The organism is Paenibacillus yanchengensis (assembly GCF_042684845.1).
Taxonomy (GTDB): Bacteria; Bacillota; Bacilli; order Paenibacillales; family Paenibacillaceae; genus Pristimantibacillus; species Pristimantibacillus yanchengensis.
Genome location: NZ_JBHUMH010000055.1, coordinates 1 through 14,806, shown reverse-complemented (window position 1 = coordinate 14,806; position 14,806 = coordinate 1). Strand labels below are relative to the sequence as shown.

At 35.4% G+C, this 14,806-nt stretch carries 14 protein-coding genes and 1 pseudogene; 3 read left to right on the top strand and 12 right to left on the bottom strand.

What is annotated here, in order from left to right:
• Positions 1 to 360 precede the first annotated feature (360 nt).
• The 6 genes from ACFSTH_RS14445 to ACFSTH_RS14420 form a co-directional block, all read right to left on the bottom strand.
• Positions 361 to 1,494 carry an SAVED domain-containing protein gene (locus ACFSTH_RS14445; RefSeq protein WP_377769224.1) on the bottom strand — a complete coding sequence of 378 codons (1,134 nt, stop codon included), beginning with the start codon at positions 1,492 to 1,494 and terminating at the stop codon, positions 361 to 363.
• 430 nt (positions 1,495 to 1,924) lie between these two features.
• A complete protein-coding gene (locus ACFSTH_RS14440; protein WP_377769225.1) occupies positions 1,925 to 2,431 on the bottom strand; it encodes a Mov34/MPN/PAD-1 family protein in 507 nt (168 codons plus the stop codon).
• Complete coding sequence (locus tag ACFSTH_RS14435; protein ID WP_377769226.1) at positions 2,431 to 4,266, bottom strand: ThiF family adenylyltransferase; 1,836 nt, start codon at positions 4,264 to 4,266, stop codon at positions 2,431 to 2,433. The genes ACFSTH_RS14440 and ACFSTH_RS14435 overlap by 1 nt, the downstream gene beginning before the upstream one ends.
• On the bottom strand, positions 4,263 to 5,294 hold the full coding sequence (locus tag ACFSTH_RS14430; RefSeq protein WP_377769227.1) for a nucleotidyltransferase domain-containing protein: 1,032 nt from the start codon (positions 5,292 to 5,294) through the stop codon (positions 4,263 to 4,265). The genes ACFSTH_RS14435 and ACFSTH_RS14430 overlap by 4 nt, the downstream gene beginning before the upstream one ends.
• Positions 5,295 to 5,628: 334 nt before the next feature.
• Positions 5,629 to 6,105 carry a hypothetical protein gene (locus ACFSTH_RS14425; RefSeq protein WP_377769228.1) on the bottom strand — a complete coding sequence of 159 codons (477 nt, stop codon included), beginning with the start codon at positions 6,103 to 6,105 and terminating at the stop codon, positions 5,629 to 5,631.
• Positions 6,106 to 6,770: 665 nt separating this feature from the next.
• On the bottom strand, positions 6,771 to 7,052 hold the full coding sequence (locus ACFSTH_RS14420; RefSeq protein ID WP_377769229.1) for a TnsD family Tn7-like transposition protein: 282 nt from the start codon (positions 7,050 to 7,052) through the stop codon (positions 6,771 to 6,773).
• Positions 7,053 to 7,242: 190 nt separating this feature from the next.
• Between ACFSTH_RS14420 and ACFSTH_RS14415 the strand changes: the two are divergent.
• Positions 7,243 to 8,360 (top strand): annotated as a pseudogene (locus ACFSTH_RS14415) (IS3 family transposase).
• Between the two features lie 95 nt (positions 8,361 to 8,455).
• Here ACFSTH_RS14415 and ACFSTH_RS14410 read toward each other — a convergent pair.
• Positions 8,456 to 8,866: a TniQ family protein gene (locus ACFSTH_RS14410; protein ID WP_377769230.1), complete on the bottom strand. Its 411-nt coding sequence runs from the start codon at positions 8,864 to 8,866 to the stop codon at positions 8,456 to 8,458.
• Positions 8,867 to 8,969: 103 nt separating this feature from the next.
• Here ACFSTH_RS14410 and ACFSTH_RS14405 point away from each other — a divergent pair, with 103 nt between their 5' ends.
• Positions 8,970 to 9,482, top strand: coding sequence for an IS3 family transposase (locus ACFSTH_RS14405; protein WP_377769241.1), 513 nt, complete (start codon positions 8,970 to 8,972; stop codon positions 9,480 to 9,482).
• A gap of 473 nt (positions 9,483 to 9,955) precedes the next feature.
• On the top strand, positions 9,956 to 10,132 hold the full coding sequence (locus ACFSTH_RS14400) for an IS3 family transposase (RefSeq protein ID WP_377769231.1): 177 nt from the start codon (positions 9,956 to 9,958) through the stop codon (positions 10,130 to 10,132).
• A 415-nt stretch (positions 10,133 to 10,547) separates the two neighbouring features.
• On the opposite strand, the gene ACFSTH_RS14395 is transcribed toward ACFSTH_RS14400, so the two are convergent.
• The 5 genes from ACFSTH_RS14395 to ACFSTH_RS14375 form a co-directional block, all read right to left on the bottom strand.
• The gene (locus tag ACFSTH_RS14395; protein WP_377769232.1) at positions 10,548 to 11,006 is read right to left on the bottom strand and encodes a hypothetical protein; all 459 of its coding nucleotides are present in this window, start codon (positions 11,004 to 11,006) and stop codon (positions 10,548 to 10,550) included.
• Positions 10,996 to 11,493, bottom strand: a complete 498-nt coding sequence (locus ACFSTH_RS14390) for a MauE/DoxX family redox-associated membrane protein (RefSeq protein WP_377793732.1) — start codon at positions 11,491 to 11,493, stop codon at positions 10,996 to 10,998. Before ACFSTH_RS14390 ends, ACFSTH_RS14395 begins: the two co-directional genes overlap by 11 nt.
• Before the next feature lie 180 nt (positions 11,494 to 11,673).
• Entirely contained in the window at positions 11,674 to 12,051 is a 378-nt protein-coding gene (locus tag ACFSTH_RS14385) for a hypothetical protein (protein WP_377769234.1), read from the bottom strand.
• Between the two features lie 703 nt (positions 12,052 to 12,754).
• The gene (locus ACFSTH_RS14380; RefSeq protein WP_377769235.1) at positions 12,755 to 13,192 is read right to left on the bottom strand and encodes a TlpA family protein disulfide reductase; all 438 of its coding nucleotides are present in this window, start codon (positions 13,190 to 13,192) and stop codon (positions 12,755 to 12,757) included.
• A gap of 28 nt (positions 13,193 to 13,220) precedes the next feature.
• Entirely contained in the window at positions 13,221 to 14,735 is a 1,515-nt protein-coding gene (locus ACFSTH_RS14375; RefSeq protein ID WP_377793728.1) for an ATP-binding cassette domain-containing protein, read from the bottom strand.
• Positions 14,736 to 14,806 lie beyond the last annotated feature (71 nt).

Sequence of the window (14,806 nt, the reverse complement as noted above, 5' to 3'; positions counted from 1 at the left end):
AATGTGGTGGTATACGATTCACCCATTCTCTTCCTAGATGAATGCCTGAGAAAAAGAGCGAGAAAAAAGCCAAGCGAGATTCAAGAGAAAATCCCGAAACTCAATTGGCTCAACGGCAAACTTGAAGTGATGAATGGCAGACTCAAATAGTTGTCTACAACTTGTTCAGTGACATTATAGTTTGTGCCTCAGAAATCCTGTTTTATCAAGGATTTTCTTGATTTAAGCATGATTTTGAAATTACATTATAGTTGGTGTCCATGAAAAGTAAGCCTTAACCTTCATTACATTATAGTTAGTGCCCCATATTTACATTAATGTGTGGAATTTTATCAAAAACTTTGAATCACATTTAGGATGCTACACAGTAAATGCGAAATGGTATCGTGGATTGTTCCGATAGTTAAATTGATACAAGGATACCTCAGGCCACATATTCTGATTGATGCTACGGCCAAGTTCTATGGCTAGACCGGCAGGACCGCTGTAAAATAAATGAATGTGCTGATATCGCTTTAATCTGATAAGTTCCTCAGACTTGTCTTTAAACAACTGTTGAATTTCTTGAACTTGTTCTCTATATAAGAGTCGTTTTACATGCGGGTTTTCGACTCGGATATCCAACCTGTCATGCGGGAAATTTCGCGCTCCTTGCACATCTTCTTCGCTCACCGTATCACTTACAGATATAGTGACAACCAATTGCATCGCTCCCACATCCTTAAATATTGCTGAGGGATTTAGCCCTATCAGTGACTTATCTTCCGGCAGGCTGTTCACCCATAACCCTGTTTCTCTTTCATATTGATATACAGTAAGGGGTATAGTATCTGATAACATTTTACCTAGATGAATTAACAAGGGGATGGGAGATAAAGAATAAACTTCTGCAACATCAAACTTCCCAATTCGAATACGATCCACAAACTGTTTATATAATTTCTCATTCTGCAGTTTGCCTTTTTCCCAACCTGCCTCAGTGAAGTCGACAAACTCCGTCTGATCCTCTATTGCTTCTAACATAATATTGGATGTGAATTCTGTCATTGGCAGTGTAGCCATCGGCGGACCTAGCCGTTTGTGCACTATAGCAAGGCTTTTCTTCTTGTCCTCTGTCCAGCCTCTCACCCATGCTTCATGCCTTTGCTTCATTGAAAATAGAAGATCCGGGGGGAAATCATCTCTGGTATGTTGATCATCAATCAATTTAGAATGCTTATAACACATCAGCATTAGGTTACGTACGTCTTCAAGTTTATCTTCCGTATAGCCATATTGTTCGGCAAACTCATGCCTTGCACTCGTTTTACTATGACCAATAATATGAGCTGCAACCCCAACGTTCGTTAACTTACCTTTAGAGTTTGCAACTAATCGCTCAGAGCACCCATCAAACGAGCATATCCCACCGGAAACCATCCACAAATGGTATACTTCACCTCTCTCAAGAGACCGGCGATCGTGACTCTTATCTTTAGAATCTTTTTTAGCCATCCTTTATCCTCCATTCTTATATTTCAATAGTCCAAATGGATACATCTTGACTTTCCGTAGCAAACAAATTAATTCCCAAATTGACACGCTTCGGTTACCTATGATGATAAAGTATAACAAACTTAATTCCTGCGTGTCAGCTCTAATGATTCTTTTCCAATTTGATATATAAATTCAAGAAAAAGCAGGAAAGTACTCTGGGAGAGTGTGCTATTTCCCCAGATAAAAGCATCTTCCCCCACTCTGTTCCCAACGTTCATTGAAAATCTGTTGATGAGTGTTGGAGTTTCTCCTTAAAGACCCTCTTTTGCTTTAATGTTATTCGTTCGCAAGGATCAGACTCGGGTGTGACTGAAAGCTTTTACTTCGTGAAAAAGCGACCTTAATTAGATTATTTAACTCAACTTTCTCACAATATCTCTTTGTAAGTTTAATAGATTATTTCGTTTCTCCGAATATGTCCTAATCTGGTAATTCTAATTCTACAGTTCACTATACAGCCATGCCATACAATTAATTGTTGGGTGCCTACAATAATAAAAAACAAGGTCATTTGATCTTGAATTTCAGCGTTTAATAATTCTTTCCATCCACGAACATCAATTTGGGATGGTCTGGGTACTTTTTCCGGGTGTGTGTGCCATTCACCTAAATAGAAGCATCTTCCTTCTTGTAGTACCCAGTGTTTATCAAAAAACTCTTGATGGTCCTCCGCATCCCTTTTAAAACTTGAACGTGCTTGAATATCTTTTAGCATAGGTGTTGATGCAACATCGATGACATAGTCTGATGTAGATTCCAATATTCGACCTATCAATATCCCACCAGACTCCAGCGCAGCGAATGAATCTTGAGCATAGGAGAACATTAACTCAATAACTTCGAAACTTATTTTTAGCTTTTTATCATTAGGGAGATAAAAAATAGTTTTGGACATTAGTTTTCAATCTCCCTAATTGAACAAACCGGACAATTTACATCAAAATACAACATACCATTCATACTCAATTGTTCTTCCGACATGTAATATCTCTCACTCAATTTGTAACCTTCGCTTAGAAATAACGTAGGATCGCCTTTCCAAGACAGGATTTGGTTATCCTGGATTTGATTTCGCGAAAGACGATAGAGCGACCGCAAAACCAAACTGGCTGTTTCCTCGCTATCTAAAAAGCTATAAGGGGTAAAATAACTCCCACATCCCCCAAGTGATTGAGTGAAAGATTGGCCCGATTTTGAAAATGCGGATAAGTTTGTAATAGAGTCTTCATCACTCAGTGGTCTAAATAGACACTGGTAGCATCCTTGTTTTTCCTGATTCTTTGTCACCAGGACATGCCCTCCAATACCTAATGGTTCTACCCAGGCATGAATAACCGGAGGAGAGTTTTTTTTCTGATGAAAGTAACGATTTATTGCCATCTCTATATTGGGTGATCCGATACACACGACGACAATATCTACCTTCGTCCAATCCACCTGCTCATGCTCAAAAACTTCACTAATCTTCTTACTAATCGCAATAACTTCTGTTAGTGGGTATTTGCGTTGAATTTCCAGCTTTAATGCATCGACTTTCTTGAATGGGGTACAATCGTTGTTTTCACAATTGTATAGGGAGTCTGTGCCTAGTACATGACGGTACACGTTCTCTATACTGATCCAATCATGGTCTATAACTGTTATCGACTTATATCCAGCCTTAGCCATTCCTAGGGTTACGACACTTCCAATAGCTCCTACTCCGATAACAACTGCATTATTATTTGCAAACGAAGTGTTACCGCCTGTGCGAGAAAGTAGAAAACTTTTATTATGACGAGTAATGAAGAACGGTAAAATATCTATCTTCTTCGGAGTTTGAATCAAGGGATGCAGTCTGATTTTTGATCTTTTGCTTTTCACCATTCCATCCTCGTATTGAATAACAACCCCAAATAAAGCCCTTTTTTCACCCTCAATGGGCAGGCTGAAAATAATGTATTCATATCGATTATTACACCCAGGTGTTTTTCGCAAGAGAATTTCAAGCTTTCTCTTTTGCTCCTTCGATATATTGTTATTTAGAGCGTCCTTCACTATTTGGAATGTCCATGCTTGTTTACTGGTTGGGGGTTTTATAAAGGTTCCATCGCATAAAGGGACATACAAACACCTTCGTTTAATTGCACTTTTACTGTCTTCTTTAAGAACAGTCTGAATATATAAGTACGGATCAAACTTCCTTTCGCAGACAAAATAAGTTAAACCATTTACAGACATTATTAATATATCCAGCTCTCTTAGCGTTTTATCGCTCTCGTCAATAACTGTATGAGCTTGCAAGTAGCTTGTCATTGAATTAGCCCAATACACTTCAAACTCTTTAAGAAAATCATAGTTGTTAGATTGGGATTGCCCTGCTGCAAGAATGTCAGTAACTTTTTTCAAGCATTCAAGCACCACTTCACCAGGATAACGTTCATCTATAACCAAGTTCTCGTTGCGGGTAAAACAGATGTGACCATCATGCTCAAGATGTGGAATACCTTCAAATTGACGCTGCGCGTCAAAAAAAAGTGGTAACTCTGTAGGGAATTCAAAAGGTAGACCGACCACAAGTGTGGCCGGCCCTTCTAGAATTTCTGTTTGAATGCGGAATGCATGTTTGACATTGCGATATCGAGGCAACTCACTTTCAGGAATAGCTGTAAGCTGATGCGCAAGTGTACCACCGTATCGCTGAACATATTGCATCGTCTGATTTAAGATATCAACATTCCGTGGCTTCATGCAGATTCATTAGATGGTATTACTGCTCGCGTAGATGCCTTTTGACCATCGTCCTTTGGTGGAATTGGAAAATCAGAACCAAATTGTTTTTGAAGAATCGTAGCTGCGTCTGACTTATCAACTTCATCTCTGGCCTTAATTAGACAGACTTGTAGTGTTTCAAGTTTCTCTTTAAAGCTTTTGATTTGTTTGAGCGACATTCTTTCAAGAAGGTTAGGATATGGAGATATAGGTAATGTTACCTCCACATATGGGTACGATACGAGTTGATTATCTTCCCATTCGTATTTTGATGTGAAGGATAATAGAAAGGAATTAAGAAGGTTAACAAGTGCATCAAGGTCCCGGTATTCTTTTTTCCCTGAGAACAAATCAACAATTTCGGATTTGACCTGCATATGGTGATACGCAATTGCAGTCAATGCAATTCCTGTTGGTCTGCCATTTCCGTTTACTGCAAACTGTTCGTCTTTCCATCTTTTTAAGTATCGAATTATACGCCTGAATTGTCTTCTATCTTCTTGTTCCGTGTATCGATTCCGAATAGCTTGTATTAAGTCTTTTGGGTTTGATTCATCCCAAGTTTGATTTTCTTTAGAACTGGTTAGTTTACCTTTAGCCAGATATACTTTATTGTCCGGATTTTGTGCCGCATAAATGGTTACGTCAACGTGATACCCTGCTTGATAATTCACCGTTACACAAGGACTTTTCATATTAACATCATTGGTATGGTCAATCAGAGCATCATATACCCATTTTTTCGCTTCAACCGGAGTGTCTACATCGCTCGTTGACATCTCAAACAAAAGTCCCAGATCAATATCGTAATGGCCGTCTAATGGTTTAATCCCCGTTTTCATCGCGTAGCTACCTTGGTTAAACGTCGAGTATGACTTGGCCTCTTTGGGCATCTTTTCTTTCAAACGATCGATAATGATATCCCGCTTTTCACGTAAAATATCATCCTCATCACTAAGTTTAATATTGTTATGGAACTCTTCAAACTGTTTCTGGCAATGCGGCATACTTGATCCCTCTCTCAATATGGTTTGTTTTTTGTGAGCATGCAGGATTTCACAAACAGAGAGAGAAATACTTATTGTCGATAAGATTTTCTCAATTGCTGTTCTTCACTGCCTGTTCAGCTGTTGTTGCATGGGTACTGGTCTAGTACTGTTCGGTTCTTGACCTATCAAAGAACAGGATTTACAGTACAATGCCTATTTCATATACGCATAGTACAGCACCAGTTGGTTTATTAACATTCATTTGGCGATGGGTTAATAAACTTGGTGTATATCCTGCGGATCCTTTAACTCTAGTTAAGGGATCCTTCTTTTTTGAAAATAATAAATTTGTTCATTCTTCACCTCCTTCATGGAATATACGAGAATGCACCTCAAACTTTTTACTTATTGGATCAAAGTGAGCCAGTTGAACATAATGAAGTTCATACCGCCTTAGCAACGAAAGTGCCTTGTCTTTTTCAATCGTCAAGAATGAGATTAATCGACAGACAATAACCCAATATACAGTTATGCCCTCACTCCCCTTCTTATTGAGAGCAGATATTTGGTCGATAGCGTGTCTTGTTCTATAACTATCATTTGTTTCTATCTCAATAAGATAACTTTCTACTACTCGATTGCTATTACTATATTGCCTTAAAGCGATAATATCAGGTCGATAGTTTTCTACATTAAAAGGAATGCCTACCCATTCAGGATGATCTGCTAATACACGAAATCCTCGCAATTCGAATTGTTTTGCCAATTCGTAAACTGTATCCTCATGTAGTGCTTGTGCTCTTGTAGGTCGCTTGTACATGTTAGTCATCTTAAGGCCTCAATTCACTCTATGTAATAATTGGCAACTGAAATTAATCTCAGTATATATCTCAATTTAAAATTTCGCAAGCAAATTCGACTTAGTTATCAACAATTAAACCATAAAAAAACTTAATTCGACAAGATAACAACAGAATACTATTAAAAAAACAAAGTTATCCACAATTAGAACGAGAACAAAAGTTCTGTTTACTAGTTTCAGAATTCGCTTTCCTATTAGAATATGTGTGGATGTAAACCCATACATATTAAGACTTCGCATACTCTACAGCATCGATCTGCAACAACCTCCACAAAATGAGCATTTACACCGTTATTAGAGGAAGATGTTTTACGCCTATAAAAGGATTGATCGCGAGGTGAAAGTTTAAGTTTGATTCAGAACGCGACATTTATAGCAGACGCAAGTGGATAATAATTGTTGACTCACAGAAACACTAAGAACTACTACTCTTTGTAATTTCCCATCTGAAGTTGTATCTCCCCCCCAATGAGTCTTCTATACTTCTCTTCAAACTTTTGTTTAATCCCAGCAGCTTTATTTACTTCCCATACTTGGACATTAACTTTTTGCTTACTTAAATGTTGCACTGCCCTTTTTATTCTTCTAATTTGATATTGTTCTAAAGATTCTACTACCTCATTTATAGCCTCCTATGTCTTTGGTAATTTAGAACACGCTCTAACTAGAAGTGATTGAATCCTTAACGTTCTTCCTATTTCTGTTTTTGTAATACGCACTAACTTTGTCTCGTTTTTAACAATGTCTATAGCAACCTTACGCACTTCTTCAGCTGTCTCCAGATCCTGAAGAAGCCAATTTATCCGATGACTCAAAATCCTTTTCTTTGAGACCAACTTCTCATCAGATCGATCCTTTTTCAATATTTGTAGTTGTTCAGATTTATAATTTTTAGTTGAACACAAAGAACTCACCGACTCGTTTACAAAGCAAAAAAAAAGTATATGCCTTAAAGGATGGCATGTAACTCTTGGTGAGCGTAGCAGCTTGTTAAGCCAGGTGTCCTCATCTCCAGATTGAACATGGATCGGCTATACTAAGTTAGACAGAAAAATTAAGGGGTAGTAGAATAAAAGAAATAGATGAAGGAGCGGAACTACTACCATGTCTAAACAAAGAAGAACATTCACAGCAGCATTTAAGAAACAAATGGTTGAACTCTATGAAAATGGTAAACCTAGAGCGTCAATTGTGAGGGAATATGATCTTACGTCATTAGCATTAGATAGATGGATTAAACAAGCGCAAACGACAGGTTCTTTTAAAGAAAAGGATAATCGATCTGTGGAAGAAAACGAACTTATCGCACTACGAAAAGAAATTCAGCAACTTAAGATGGAGAATGACATTTTAAAGCAAGCAGCGCTGATCATGGATTGATCGTAGCTATCATCCAGAATAATCGTGATAAGTACTCGGTATCAGCAATGTGTAACGTCCTACAAATCACAAGAAGTACGTTTTATTATGAAGCAAAGAAAAGACCATCCGAAGATGACATTATTCAAGCCATCATTACTATTTTCGTGAAAATAGAAGCGTCTATGGCACGAGAAAGATATAAGTAAAGTTAAAGGAACTCGGTTTAATCGTATCTAGACGACGAATTAGTCGTATCATGAAAGAACAAGGACTGGTATCTACGTATACGATAGCTCAGTTTAAGCCAAGCATGGCGGCGAGTAGCGTTGATGACACGACGAATAGCTTGAACAGAGCGTTTCAACAAACAGAAGTAAAACGCGTGGTAGTCAGCGATCTCACTTATGTTAGAGTTGGTAGTCGTTGGAACTATGTTTGTACCTTGATCGATTTGTTTAATCGAGAAATTATAGGTCATAGTGCGGGTATTCACAAAGATGCAGCGCTTGTTTCTCGTGCATTTGCAGCCGTAGAAGGTGATTTACGAGACTTTGTATGGTTTCATACTGACCGTGGAAGTGAATTCAAAAATAATGACATAGATGAGATTTTAGAGACGTTTCACATTGAACGATCTCTAAGTGCCAAAGGTTGTCCTTATGATAATGCCGTTGCAGAAGCGACATTTAAGTGTATGAAAACAGAATTTATTTATCAAATTACTTTTCATACCCTTAAGCAGCTACAAATAGAATTATTAGGGCTATGTCCATTGGTTTAATAACCATCGTATTCATGGAACATTAGGCTATGTAACACCTGTGCAGTATCGATTACAAGCCCCTAAAAAAGTTGTTTGAATTAGTGTTGCCATACCAACATGGCTAGATAAATTTGAAAGGAATTCTTGGCCATAATATTGATTAAAAAGCGGAAGAAATTCTAACTATCTAATTCACCCCGATTCAGTTGCTAGACCTTTTTCCTGGAGTTTGAATACATAATATTCTCTAATCTGATCAATTCCCATTAACGGAAATTCACAATTCAGTAGTAGGTATGACTGCTGAACAATAAACAATTCTCTCTTTGCATCAGATGCATCAAATACAGTTTCAAATATATAACTTCTCCTTTTAAGATAATTATTCAACGTAAACATTTCGTGCTTATGCCTCTGATCAACCTCAATATCTGAATCCACTAATCGACACATATGTTTATAGCAGACGCTAACCCCAAATGCTTGATGGGATCTATGCCAATATGCTTCACCGTATCCCTCTTCATCTTCAACAATACATTTAGGACAGAATTTTAATAATAGGGCTCTTCTAATTTCACTAGCAGTTAAACCCAACATCATATATAGAAGTTCCATTCACTTTTTTCATTAAATCTATCAGTTTCAATGTTCTTTCTTTAGTAATAAAGGGAAAAAATAAGGAAGAAATGAATGATTCTCAGTTCTGGATCAAGAGTTCGAACAAGTGGAAGCCAAACACTTCGTCGTCAGTGATCTGACATATGTGAAAGTCCAGAATCGCTGGCATTATATTTGTGTACTAGTAGATTTATTCAACCGAGAGATCATCGGGCATAGTGCGGATCAAAATAAAGAAGCTGCTCTGATTTCCCGTGCTTTTGCGACGGTACAAGGCGATTTGCGTCAGATTCAATGGTTTCATACTGATCGTGGTAGCCAGTTTAAGAATCAAAAAATGGATAAGCTTTTGGGGACAATTCAAATCAGCCGATCGCTAAGCATGAAGGGCTGTCCGTACGACAACGCTGTGGCTAAAGCCACCTATAAGATCATGAAAACAGAGTTTGTGCACCAGATGAACTTCCAGAGTCTTCATCATCTGGAGTTGGAATTAGACGATTATGTCAACTGGTTTAACAAGCATCGTATTCATGGAACCTTAGGATATATGACGCCTATTCAGTATCACCTAGAAGCCCTTAAAAAAGTTGTCTGATTTACTGTTGACAATCCACTATTGACTAAGGATTTCATTTTAAAATATAAGTCATTTTTTGAAATACAAAAAATTAATTATCAATTAAAGTGTTTTTCAAAATGCACTTTAGCAACGTTATCCCCTATCTTGATATTTTTTCACCAGACATTGATTATATATCCTATTTTAAACATAAAAAATAACGGGGGAATTGAATGTAAGAAATAGATGAGAGCAGAACTACTAGCCTGTCCAACAAAATGAGAACATTCATAGTTTTCTTAGAAAAAAGGTGAATCTCTATGAATATGGTAAACCTAAAACGACTATCGTAGGGGTATATAATTTTACACCATCGACACTAGATAGATGGACCAAACAAGCACAGTCAACAGGTTCTTTTAAAGAAAAAGATAACAGACAACAACAAAAAAATCTAATGATGAATTCATACGTGCAATTGTTACTATCTTTTATGAAAGTAGAAAAATGTGTGGTACTCGAAAAATAAAAGCAAAGTTACAAGCACTTTTGTAACGAAGATAGTATTTGTTCATCAAATCTCTTTTCATAGTCTTAAACAACTGCAAGGGGAATTATACGACTATGTACATTGGTTTAAGGAAATTCGTATTCATGGAAAATTAGGATATATAAAGCCTGTGTAATATCAATTGAAACCCCCTAAAAAATTGTTAGATTAGCGTTGTCATGTCACTCAGCTTTAGTTCAAGGCTATCAACACAGGACAAGGTTCAACTGCGACCACGAGGTGATTAGCAAGAATATACATCGCCAAATACAAATAATGAGGTCGGAAATGTCAATCCCAAGCCCAACCTCAGCAAACTGGTTTATGCATCTACACCCTCGGTTACTTGCTTCTTGTCTTGATCATTCCAATGTCTATAGTGCGTCGATATTACATATCTGAGATGGGAAAGGGATTCATTTATCTGTTCCTCATCATCAATTGGTATAGCCTGTAAGATGATCAATGGTAAGGCTCATCCCGTGGAATTATATGCCCCTAATGACAATTAAATCGCAATTATTAAAGGCGCTTCATATTTCTTTCACTCTTTACCACGACTGAGACTGTTCTTTATACTCCACTTTCGCATATAGTTGATTAAAGTATTCAGTTACTTCAGTTATTATTTCAACTCTATACTTTCTATTTGATATTAACGCTAAATGTCCTTCTTTAATGTGCGTGTCGTATAGAGACGAAGCATGTATAACCTTGTGTTTACTCCATGTTTTTCGCTTTATCTCATGCAACCATTTGGGGCTTTGAAACAAAATTATTTGTTCCTCTATATCAGGAGCATTTAAAGATAGTAACCGATCCATTTCCTGATAAGAAGGATTTTTGTAATCCAGAATAACTAGCTTTTGATTTGATTCCATATCTAATTGACCCATTTGTGACAATATGGATCTTAATTGTTTTGTTTCTTTGAATTTGACTAAAGTGAATACTAGCACCACAAAAATGAATACTATTCCATTTAGGAAGAACAGGACTTTAAGTATCATTTAACCTCCTATCTAGACTGTGAGTTGAAATAAGTTCTATAAGTAATGTCACCCATATGACGAAAAGTAATATGTGATAAGATATCTCAACTGATGGTTCACTCTTTGGAAGTAATAATGAAATAATGGAAAAGCTTATTAGAGTTAGGTTTCGAATGAAAGGAAATTTATTTAGAAAAGACACACTACCGAAACATGAACATGTATTTTGGCCTGTTCTTTTATTTTTCATCCATGTTAAAGCACTAAAAATAACTAGCAGCAAAGTACATGCGACTTGCTTCCAATAACCGAATTGTTCAAATATAAAAGAGATAATTATATTTAACTCTACTATAATGACTAAAATACTGCTTAACGGAACTAAATTCATCGGAACGATTTTATATGAAGAAATCTCCAACTTAAAATTATGTAAACTTCTAATTTTCATCGATAACGATAACGTAAAAAAAAGTGCAATAATTACATTCAATATATAACTCATATTTAGCATTATAATCCCCTTTTTTTATTTCGATTAGAAAAAGGTTTAATCTAATTGAACAAGGATTTTTTATTTTGAATATCAATAAACATAGTCATTCTTCAATATTATTATCAATAGAAACTTCCTTAATTTAAGATCTCATTTCATGAGCTTCTCAGCTATGCTATTCCTCATGGCTTAAAGCTCGTTTTCAATATCAATTTGAATAGGATACCAATTCATTTTCTCATCGTCAATATAGCACTCAATTGTTATTGTTCCCAGTTCTTCTACTAAAAGTGCAACTTCAAAATAATGATCCACTCCAGGAACTTCGCCTTCTTTCCTATAGTTCCGATGAACATAACTAATTGTGCTCAATATTTCGCCTAAAGAATTTGTTATTTTAATTTCTGTAAAAACTTCTTCATTTTTAGGCATATCAATAATTTTCAAAAGAAATGGCAAATCAACAACAGCAGGAAGTACTTTCACTTTGATATGATTAATTATGGTACCCAAAGTATATTGAACGTCAGGTGTAATTTGATTACAAACTAAAAGTTGTGTATGCATTCATATAATCTCCCATTAATAGAAATTAGGTATGTTGGTAGAAATAGGGAGGGATTTTTTTCCTCTCCTCTATTTCCATAAAAACCAATCAACTACACTAAGTAGGCAGAATAAATAAGGGATAGAACTTAAACTATGAAATTAAAGGAGCGTGCTACCATGACACGTCAACTTCAAACTTTCACACCCGAATGTAAACTGCAATGTAGTGAAGCCTTATAAAATACTTAGGATAACGCCGAAGCTGAAGCTACCTTCATAATGTATTAAACATAGATTTTGTGTCATACAGCTTGTTTTAGAACTTTGGGATTACTTATACCGATTCAGCAACATAGTAATTCATAGTACACTAGAATAAGTAATACCTAAGGATTCAAGTTATTACGACTATAACGCTTGTTTAGTATTGAGTTCATATACTAAATTAATTAATAACAACAACTTAGTTTTACATCACAGCCATAAGACGTTGCAAAATTATCACCGGGTTTTTGACAAGCAATACTTCTTTGAGCCCACCACGTTTTCGAGTAGGTTATATTACCTGAAACACACCCCTCAATCTTACAAGACCGGCTAACTTCAGTCTGGCTTTTTTCATCGGTACCGCTTGGACATTTACATGCCATATCTATCACCTCCTTTCAGGTATCATGTTTCCATAAGTACATATGAATACTGTTACTATACTGAAATAATGTTACTTGACTCTCTGAGAAGAGCTATTTAAAAATAACAAACTATCTGTTTTATTGTATATGGTTCCATGTGATAATACATTTTTATTACCATCTAATACAAGCATAAAAGGTAACTTAATATCAGGAATGTAGTTATTCAAATTATATTCGTCGTAACTAACAACCGGGATCGTCCAATTAAAGAATTCAACCATTTCTCTAATTTCTTGAATTTTGCCGTCAGTAAACAATACCATAGAGGAATTCTCCAACAAACTATTTATTTCATTAAGCTCAGGAAGTAAATCTATACAGTGAGTACAGTACAATGAAGTAAATAATAATATTACTTCCCCATTGATTTTGTTAATTTCCAAACTTCCGCCATGAGAAGAAGTAAAATCTGTTTTTAATAATTCATTTATTTTGTTTTGAGATATTTCGAGTTTTTCTTTCATTCCAATCCCTCCAAAAACTAAACATTAATTAATTTAATACTGACTGTTTTACGTCAGCTGTTACTTTATCTTCTTCTTGATACCATTCTTTTTGAGTCATCCACATGTTGTAGTAGGTTCCCTTAATCTCAATCAACTCTGTATGAGTACCCTGTTCTAAGATCCGACCATTTTCCATAACAACAATTTTATCTGCCCTTTTGGCTATACCCACACGGTGCGAGACTATAATCGTAGTAATGTCTTCACATTGAGTGAGAATATCATTAAAATGTCTTACCTCTGTCATAGGATCCAAAGCAGCAGTAGCCTCATCAAAGATAGCGATTTCCGGATTTTTTTTAAAGTAAAATCTCGATAAAGCCAACCTCTGCCATTGCCCTCCTGAAAGATTTATAGATTCTTCATCAATATATCCTACTTTTGTTTCAAGATTGTTATTATTCAGTTTAATATCCACATGTCGCAACACTTTATACATATGATTACTATCTTTATAATTCTCAATATCACCAATTCCAACATTATCTTTGATCGTAGTATGATATTGTATATAGTCTTGGAATACAACACTAACCTTTTTATAAATACTATTTTTATTAAATTGATTTATTGGAATCCCATCAATTAACACACTATCACTACGAACTTGATATAAACCTAATAAAACTTTAATCAATGTAGATTTACCTGATCCATTCTCACCTAAAATTACAACGGTGTCTCCTTTATTGATAAGTAAATCAATTCCGTCTAATGCTTCAGTTTTTGAGTTTGGATAAGTGAATCTTAAGTTGGATATTTTAATCTGATTCTGCAACTTAAATTTTTCCGTTCCTTCAACTTTCGTTTCTATATACTTTTCGCTGTAATAGGCTGTTCCGTGAACTGTCTCATAATGAGTGTAATTTTCTAACATTTGAGCTAATTGATTTATTAAATGATAAATATTAGAAGTTGTTACATTTACAGCCATAGTGATTAAGACATAATTACCTATTGTAAAATTATTTTCCTTAACTAAATTTGCAAAAATAATAATAATGAGAGCATTAAATACTATTGACATTGACTCCTGTACTCTATTGAATTTACTGTTTATTTTTTGCATATGGATCTCTGTCTTGTCATATTCTACTTTTTCTAATTTCCATTTTTGTTTTAAAAAATCGAAAGCTCTATAAATCATCAATTCTTTTTGGTTCTTAATACCAATCATCAGTTCATACAAGTATCCATGTTTAATTGATTTTCGTTGCTGTTCTTTAGTTAATCTGATTTTTTCTTTTATGGGCTTAAAATCGATAAGCCCCTTAAAGATAGCAAAAACAATTGCAAAGATACAAAATATTATATCTACATTAAACAAAAACTGAAGTCCAATGAATAAAGTAATAATCTTAAAACATAGTTGAGTAAATTGCATGTATAATTCATAAGTTTTCCCTTTAATAAGTCGGAGATATGAAAAATCTGCATTAAATTTTGAGTAAAGTCCATATAATTGTGTAAAATGCATCTGGAAGAAAATAAGAAGAGCCATGATGAATTATTTCCTTTAGAATGAAGTTGTCGAGACGACATTCAATGGAGGGATTCATCATGACTCAATAT